The sequence below is a fragment of the Microcystis sp. M049S2 genome (assembly GCF_020245625.1).
Classification (GTDB): domain Bacteria; phylum Cyanobacteriota; class Cyanobacteriia; order Cyanobacteriales; family Microcystaceae; genus Microcystis; species Microcystis ichthyoblabe_A.
In genome coordinates, this window is the sequence record NZ_JADBUN010000054.1 from 45,404 (window position 1) to 53,108 (window position 7,705).

The 7,705-nt window shown below is 44.3% G+C and carries 7 protein-coding genes and 1 pseudogene; 3 read left to right on the forward strand and 5 right to left on the reverse strand.

Annotated elements, in window-relative coordinates:
* Positions 1 to 108: 108 nt before the first annotated feature.
* Both ctpB and IM496_RS22290 read left to right on the forward strand, forming a co-directional pair.
* Positions 109 to 1,434: a carboxyl-terminal processing protease CtpB gene (gene ctpB / locus IM496_RS04725; RefSeq protein ID WP_353737626.1), complete on the forward strand. Its 1,326-nt coding sequence runs from the start codon at positions 109 to 111 to the stop codon at positions 1,432 to 1,434.
* Positions 1,435 to 1,446: 12 nt separating this feature from the next.
* Entirely contained in the window at positions 1,447 to 1,683 is a 237-nt protein-coding gene (locus IM496_RS22290) for a cyclic nucleotide-binding domain-containing protein (RefSeq protein ID WP_353737627.1), read from the forward strand.
* On the opposite strand, the gene recR is transcribed toward IM496_RS22290, so the two are convergent.
* On the reverse strand, positions 1,678 to 2,268 hold the full coding sequence (gene recR, locus IM496_RS04730) for a recombination mediator RecR (RefSeq protein ID WP_043999193.1): 591 nt from the start codon (positions 2,266 to 2,268) through the stop codon (positions 1,678 to 1,680). The genes IM496_RS22290 and recR overlap by 6 nt on opposite strands.
* Positions 2,269 to 2,424: 156 nt before the next feature.
* Positions 2,425 to 2,958, reverse strand: a complete 534-nt coding sequence (locus IM496_RS04735) for a DUF4330 domain-containing protein (protein ID WP_004162056.1) — start codon at positions 2,956 to 2,958, stop codon at positions 2,425 to 2,427.
* Positions 2,959 to 3,098: 140 nt separating this feature from the next.
* Between IM496_RS04735 and speA the strand changes: the two genes are divergently transcribed.
* Positions 3,099 to 5,138, forward strand: a complete 2,040-nt coding sequence (gene speA / locus IM496_RS04740; protein WP_194015265.1) for a biosynthetic arginine decarboxylase — start codon at positions 3,099 to 3,101, stop codon at positions 5,136 to 5,138.
* A gap of 111 nt (positions 5,139 to 5,249) precedes the next feature.
* Here the strand turns inward: speA and IM496_RS04745 are convergent, their stop codons facing one another.
* From IM496_RS04745 to IM496_RS04755, 3 genes and pseudogenes are all read right to left on the reverse strand, one after another.
* Entirely contained in the window at positions 5,250 to 5,801 is a 552-nt protein-coding gene (locus IM496_RS04745; RefSeq protein WP_194015263.1) for a hypothetical protein, read from the reverse strand.
* A 167-nt stretch (positions 5,802 to 5,968) separates the two neighbouring features.
* Positions 5,969 to 7,597 carry a hypothetical protein gene (locus tag IM496_RS04750; RefSeq protein ID WP_287661371.1) on the reverse strand — a complete coding sequence of 543 codons (1,629 nt, stop codon included), beginning with the start codon at positions 7,595 to 7,597 and terminating at the stop codon, positions 5,969 to 5,971.
* Positions 7,579 to 7,705: pseudogene (locus IM496_RS04755) on the reverse strand (IS630-like element ISMae27 family transposase); the annotation flags it as partial. The gene IM496_RS04750 and the pseudogene IM496_RS04755, both read right to left, overlap by 19 nt.

Consider the following 7,705-nt stretch of genomic DNA (forward strand, 5'->3'; position numbering starts at 1 on the left):
TATACGAAAGTCGTAGTTAACACTGCTCCTCACCTCCCTCGAAGGCAAAATGCTCCCGCTTTTTGAATGGCTTTATTGAAACGTCAATCTTATTTTGGCTTTGTCTTTATGAACCAGTCGCGTCCCTCGTTCGTTTCCGTGCAGAAACTCCTATCTGGAGGTGCGATCGCTACCCTAGCAGTTAGTTCCCTGATGCTCCTCACCCCCGCAGCCAAAGGGGAAAAACCCTTAGAAGATAACCCGAAAGCAGTCATCGACCAAGTTTGGCAAATTGTTAATAATGAATTTGTAGATCGTGGTTTTCATCAAATTGACTGGCAAAAAAAACGTCAAGAATTGTTAAGCAGAAATTATACTAATCCCCAACAAGCTTACACAGCAATTCGGGAAGCTTTAAAGGAATTGGATGATACTTATACCCGTTTTTTAACTCCTAGTGAATTTTCTGTCCTCACCAGTCAAACTTCTGGAGAATTATCGGGAATTGGGGTACGTTTAGCTCTCGATAAACGCACTAGCGATCTGGTCGTTGTCGATACGGTGAAAAAATCCCCCGCCAAGGAAGCGGGAGTGAAAAGCGGTGATCGCCTGATTAGAATTAATGGCAAACCCACCGCTTTAATGACCCTAGAACAGGCAATGGAGGCACTACAGGGAGAAGTGGGGACTAGCGTTAGTTTACAGCTTGCCCGCCCCAATCAAGGCGTATTTGAAGTGACTTTGACCCGGGTAGATATCGAAATCCCCTCCGTTAGCTATACCCTTAAACAGGAAGGTGGGGTGAAAGTTGGTTATATCAAACTGGATGAATTTAGTTCCCACGCAGCCGAACAAATGAAACAGGCGATCGAGGAATTAAGTCAACAACAGGTATCCGGCTATGTTCTCGATCTGCGGGGCAACCCCGGCGGGTTACTATTTGCTAGTGTTGATATCGCTCGTATGTGGATGAAACAGGGCAAAATCGTTAGCACTATCGATCGACGTGGTGGAGATCGTCAATTTATCGCCAATAACACCGCTATTACCGATTTACCCCTAGTAGTCTTGGTTAATAAAGGTTCCGCCAGCGCCAGCGAAATCCTCGCCGGAGCGCTAAAAGAAAATGGCCGGGCGACTTTAGTAGGTACATCGACTTATGGCAAGAGTACCGTCCAATCGGTACACACCCTCTCCGATGGTTCTGGTTTAGCGGTGACAATTGCCCGTTATTATCCCCCCAACGGCGAAAATATCTACAAAAAAGGCATTAAACCCGATGTGCAGATCGAGTTAACCCAAGAACAACAGCTGCGCTTCCGCGATGATCCTTCTTTGCTGGGAACTAAGGATGATCCCCAGTATCAACAGGCGATCTCACTCCTACAATCCCATAGTGTCAAACGTCCCGGCACTGGCAATCTCAACAACCCTTTGAGTAGTCGGGCCGAATAATCGTCCTAAAAAATCTGGGGAAACGGCGACTGTTTCGGCGAAATGGCGATTCTAGAACGGCCTTTAAAGCATTTAACAGCGCTCTCTCTCGCTCCCGTGCAGTTGCTCGTGATTCCCGCCCAAAGATTTCTGCAGCTACAAATTCTGCACCTAAGCATAAGAGGCAGTATAAAACTGTATCGCTGGCTACAAATGCTCGATTATTCGCCAAAAAGTAACCTGATCAAAACCTCACACCCTGCTCTATAATTCCCGACGACCTTCTAAAGCTCTCGCTAAAGTTACTTCATCAGCGTATTCCAGATCGCCGCCCATGGGCAACCCAAAAGCGATACGGGTAACTTTAGTGAAGGGTTTTAGTAAACCCCCGATATACAAAGTCGTGGTTTCCCCTTCGACACTGGGACTGATGGCTAAGATAACTTCCTGAATTTTTTTCTGGCTGACTCTGGTGACTAAAGACTGTATATTTAATTGATCCGGTCCAATACCATCCATAGGTGAGATGACACCCCCTAAAACGTGATATTTGCCCGAATATTCCCTAGTTTTCTCCAAAGCAATCACATCTCTGGAGTCAGCTACCACACAGATAGTCCCCGTTTCTCGGTTAGGATTGCGGCAAATTTCACAAATCGGTTCGGCCGAAAGATGAAAACAAACCTGACATAATCCTACTTGTTTTTTCGCTGCCACGATCGCTTGGGCCAATTCGATCGCATCTTGTTCTGGTCGTTTGAGAATATACAGGGCCAGACGTTGAGCGCTTTTTGGTCCGACTCCGGGTAATTTTTGTAACTGCTCGATCAAACGAGCTAAAGGCGGTGTATAAATAGCAGTTAATCCTCTTATCAGTTATCAGTTATCAGTTATCAGTTATCAGTTATCAGTGGGTAAGTTATCAGTTATCAGATTTGAGTTTTCAAGTGAGCAGTGTTACATGGAAGTTTCCTGCTGTCTTTTCACTGTTTACTGCTCACTGCTCACTGATTAAGACCTTTTTGGTAAACGGACATCGATAACACTGGTGTTGAAATTATAATTATCTCCTTCTAACTCGATTAAAGTGCCAATTTTCACCTTTTGACCGCCAACAACCGCACCGGTATCAGTAACTTCCGCTTGACCACTGAGAGTCATAATCATATCTTGAGAATAGTTTTCTGTGCGGGGATCGGGTAGGACTTTTACACTACCATCGGGCTGCGGAACTAAGACATTTCTCGCTAAAGGTTTAACATTTTTTATATCCACTTGACCAGCCGGTTGGTTACGAATAACAATATTAGTTTTCTTCTCGGTATTGAATTGATTAATCAAAGCATTGGGATTGAGAACACTTAAACCCCGGACAATAACATCCACTTCTATGGGTTCTTTGGTAACTTGAGCGATCGTACTTTTACCACTCGTCCCCGGGACAACAAAAATACCGATAATTGTCAATAAAATTACTAAGGCCGCTCCGATATCAAGCAAGCTAAATTTACCGAATAAACGTCCTTTTGAGTCTAATAACTGCATAGCCTTGAATTTATATAGATGACTATTCCTAGAGATCGAGCCTAGAGAGTAAATTCTATCACGATCGGAATCTTGGTCGCAGACAGGAAGTCTGACTTAAGATAGAAGATCGGAGTTTCATACGGAGCGATCGATAGACAATGGCGGGTAAAACTCAACTTAAGAAACAAGAAAAGCAATTATCTCCAGTGGATCTGACCCCTTCTGACGGTAACAACCTCGAAAAAGTTGCCCCCGTTAAACATTGGTCGATCGAAGATAGCGAAAATCTCTATCGCATCCAAGGCTGGGGAGAACCCTATTTCTCGATCAATGCCGCAGGAAATATTACCGTCTCGCCTCAGGGAGAAAGGGGCGGTTCTTTGGACTTATACGAGTTAGTTTCGGCGATTAAGCGGCGAAATATCGGTTTACCCCTGTTAATTCGGTTTAGTGACATCCTTGAGGATCGGATCGAGCGCCTGAATGCCTGTTTTAGCCGAGCGATCGCCCGTTATAATTATCCCAATGTCTATCGCGGTGTCTATCCGATCAAGTGCAATCAACACCGTCACATCGTCGAGTCTTTAGTTCGTTTTGGCAAACCCTATCAATTTGGGCTTGAGGCTGGTTCAAAACCAGAGCTAATGATTGCTTTAGCTACCCTAGAACCTGCCTTAAACGGCAAAAATGACAAAACACAACCATTGCTAATTTGTAACGGCTATAAGGACAAAGAATACCTAGAAACTGCCCTTTTGACCACTCGTCTCGGTCATCGGCCTTTGATTGTCATCGAACAATTGGAAGAATTATATTTAACCCTGCGCGTCAGTAGTCAGTTAGGAATTGCCCCACATTTGGGAGTGCGTGCGAAACTGGGGACAAAAGGGGTGGGCCGTTGGGGATGTTCCACGGGAGACCGGGCAAAATTCGGTTTAACCGTCCCGGAAATCTTGACGGTGGTGACGGAATTAGAACAAGCGGGGATGTTAGATTGTCTGCAACTGCTGCACTATCATATTGGGTCGCAAATCTCCGCTATTAGCGTCATTAAGGATGCCATTCGCGAAGCTAGTCAGATTTATGTGGAATTAGCGAAATTAGGGGCAAATATGACCTATCTCGATGTGGGGGGTGGTTTAGGGGTCGATTACGATGGCTCAAAAACTAACTTCTACGCCTCAAAAAACTACAATATGCAGAATTATGCCAATGATATCGTGGCTGAGGTCAAGGAAGCTTGTGAAGATGCCCAGATTTCACCCCCAATTCTCATCAGTGAAAGTGGCCGGGCGATCGCTTCTCATCAATCGGTGTTAGTCTTTGATATCTTGGGAAGTAGTGAGGTTCCCCAAAATCCCCCCGATCCCTGCAATGGGAAAGAACACCTCATCCTCCGCAATCTCTGGGAAACCTACACAGGTATCGATGAGCGCAATTATCAGGAAGCTTATCACGATGCGGGACAGTTCAAAGAGGAGGCGATTAGTCTGTTTAATTTCGGTTATCTCAGTCTCAAAGAACGAGCTAGAGCCGAACAATTGTACTGGGCTTGTTGTCACAAAATTCTGCAAGTGGCCCGACAAGAGGATTATGTTCCCGATGACTTGGAAGACTTAGAGCAAATTATGGCCTCAATTTATTATGCCAATCTCTCGGTTTTTCAGTCAGTCCCCGATAGTTGGGCGATCGATCAACTATTTCCAATTATGCCGATCCATCGTCTCGATCGAGAACCTACCCAAAGAGGTATTCTCGCCGATTTAACCTGTGATAGTGACGGAAAAATTGCCCAGTTTATCGATTTGCGCGGGGACGTAAAATCAGTTTTAGAATTGCATCCGTTGGAGTACAAAAACGGGAAACATTCTCCGGAACCCTATTATCTAGGAATGTTTCTGGTGGGTGCTTATCAAGAGATTATGGGCAATTTACATAATCTTTTTGGCGATACTAACGTGGTACATATTCAGATGAGTCCCAAGGGATACGATATCGAGTATCTAGTCAAAGGAGATACGATCACGGAAGTATTAAGTTATGTACAATATTCTGCGGAAGACCTGTTAGAAAGAATTCGTCTTCGTTGTGAACAAGCTTTGCAGGAAAATCGCATGACGGTGGAAGAATCCCAATTACTACTACAGGATTATGAACGCAGTTTGCGACGTTATACCTATCTAGTGGGTGGGGATTGATTATTTCGCTCCTAAAACACTAACATTTGCCAATAAAATGGTTTCTATCTGCTTCCACCAGCGGTGACGGCACTTCTTTGTCTGGGTTCAGAGCCATACAGATCGAATTTATTAAGCCGGTTCTCCCCATCTTGTCATAGCTGCTTGTGTAGGATGTTTGTCTGGACAAGATTCTGAAGGGATTCGTATCTTCTTACTCACATTGCAGCCACACAAATTACAGACTTTTTTGCCGGTTCTTTGTCCAATTTTCTGGTTGATTTCCTTAGAGGGAATTATCTTCTGCACTAATTTTTGTGGTTCTGAAAGATGGGGACAGGCTAAACAAGCGTTTTCTCGCCGTTCTAGGGTTTCGTCATCGACTACAGAAAAGCCTGTTTGAGCCCATTTCAGTAAAGTCTGGCTGGCTTTACTAATCAATTCTAGATTAGTTTTGTCTTGGGGTAGTAATTCTGGTGATGAACGCAATTTAGGGGGATTTGCTAGTAAGTAGTTCAGGAAAGCGGGTTCTTTGCGACAAACGAGCAAATTATGGGCGTAGGTTTCATCTTCTGTGGCTGCTTGCAGCACTTCAGGGGATACAGGTTCATTTAATCCTAGTATTTCGGAAAACTCCCGGCATTTGTCTTGGAGTTGTTGATCCATTACTGAGATGTTTTTCATAGGTTCTACGTTTCAATCGGCAATATTTCGAGGATTTTTTCTACTTCATAGATATATAGCACTCAGCTAATCTGAAATCCAAAGTAGAGTTGGGGTTTAAGATTGTATTCTAGACCTGTAGATGATTCTCAAAATCTAAGAATAATCCACAGGTCTATCAACAGTTTTTAAGGAAGCTGAATATTGGCAAAATGGTGTTTTGCATCTAGAGCAGTTCCTTCGCTGGAAGTCAGGTTACTAACAGTAATCGTGTAATGAGTCTTAGTGGCAAAATCGCCTACTAACGTGACTCGGAATAGATCAGTCGAATCTACCTGAACAGCAGTAAGATGAACCGCAGGGTCAACTTGGTAGTTTGTCATCTCCTTAGCGGCAGATTCGTCAAGAGGCATATTGAAAGAGAGAATAATCGTTGGTTTGTCATCAACAATCGCCCCGGGGATAGCATCCAGTAATCTGAGAAGACCACCAGCACAGGCGGGTAGAGTGCCTCCGAACCAGCCTTCCTTCATTGTTTTTTGACGACACTCAATACAAGGTTTATCTAAAGGATTATTCGGATCGCCGTTTCGGTTTTCTTCGGAAATATAGCTGAAGAGCTTGTTAATTTGCTTTATGCTTTCTTCAGCAGTATCGAAGTAATAAAAGTTCCAAACAAGGCTCATTACTACACCAACACCATAATAATCGGCTAGGATTCGAGGCAGTTGTTCAGTACGAGGTTCACCCCCCGGTTCGTGGAAACTAGCGATCGCTTGAGCAACAACCAAAGCCATTGCTTGCCAGTAAATTCCATCAGTTCTGAGAAGTTGACCCGAAACCACTACCTGCTTTTGCCCAAGGTACTCGAAGGCGTAAACATTAGGAAGAGGATCTTCCCAAACCAGAGTGAAGTTAATATCAGGGTAGTAAGCTCGGCAGTTCTTAAAGACGGTTTTCAATTCATTGACCCCAACATGATTACTGAAGGGACGTTTTTTGACATCTGGGTTATTATTGATGTCAATCCCTTGGACTTCAGTAATAAAGGAACGAGCGGTGGGGGGAAGATAGACAGACTCACCTGTATAAAGCTTTAAGGTGTTAGGAACGGCGACCTCACCGTTAAAGTCGGGATGATGGTAGGAATGAACTCCGACCGCATTCAGTTGGTGAGCTTCATGATAGGCGGGTTCTCCAATCGCTGGACCGCGTTCGAGCAAATCGCCTAATCTCTCAGTCTGAATCTGTACGCTAAAGTCAGCCGTCACAACCCCGTTCGAGTTGAGTAGATGCCCATCAAGGTCTTCCGTAAAGCGACTAGAAAGGGCGATGTGATGAATTCCACCAGAATATTCTCCCAGTTTGACGGCGTTAATTCTGACGGGAGTACCATCGGCAGCAACAAGGCGGTCATTAATTGTCAATGTTCCCGCCTGTTTGACCTTGCCATTAGCGAGTAAAAAGAGTTGATCTGAGGTGGCAATAATACTTTTTTGCTCCTCGCCGTAATTAACGAAGATCATGGTTGGAAAGGTTGACCCTTTGGGTAATGGAGGAGTTCCACTACTAAACTGTACGGGTTTAGCTGACCAAGATAAGCGGAGGGTTTCTCCTGTTGATTCTAGGGTAGCGACAGAAACGAGATCCCCCGGTTGAAACTCTTGAATTGCTTTTTCTCCATCGGGAGTGGCAATGGGGGTGCCATAGGCGTAACAGGCACAACAGCAATAACAATCTCTTGTGTCCCATTTTTTCTTACCACCATTGTTGTTGATCCATGCCTTATACCATTTTTCTAAATTCCTGACAGACATAGAGCTTCTAAAATCCAAGACCATCCCGTCAAATACCCGATCGTGTCATTGGATAGAGAATTTAAAAGATGGTAAAGTTTACTTCTTAAGTTATCAAGGGAGTTAAAA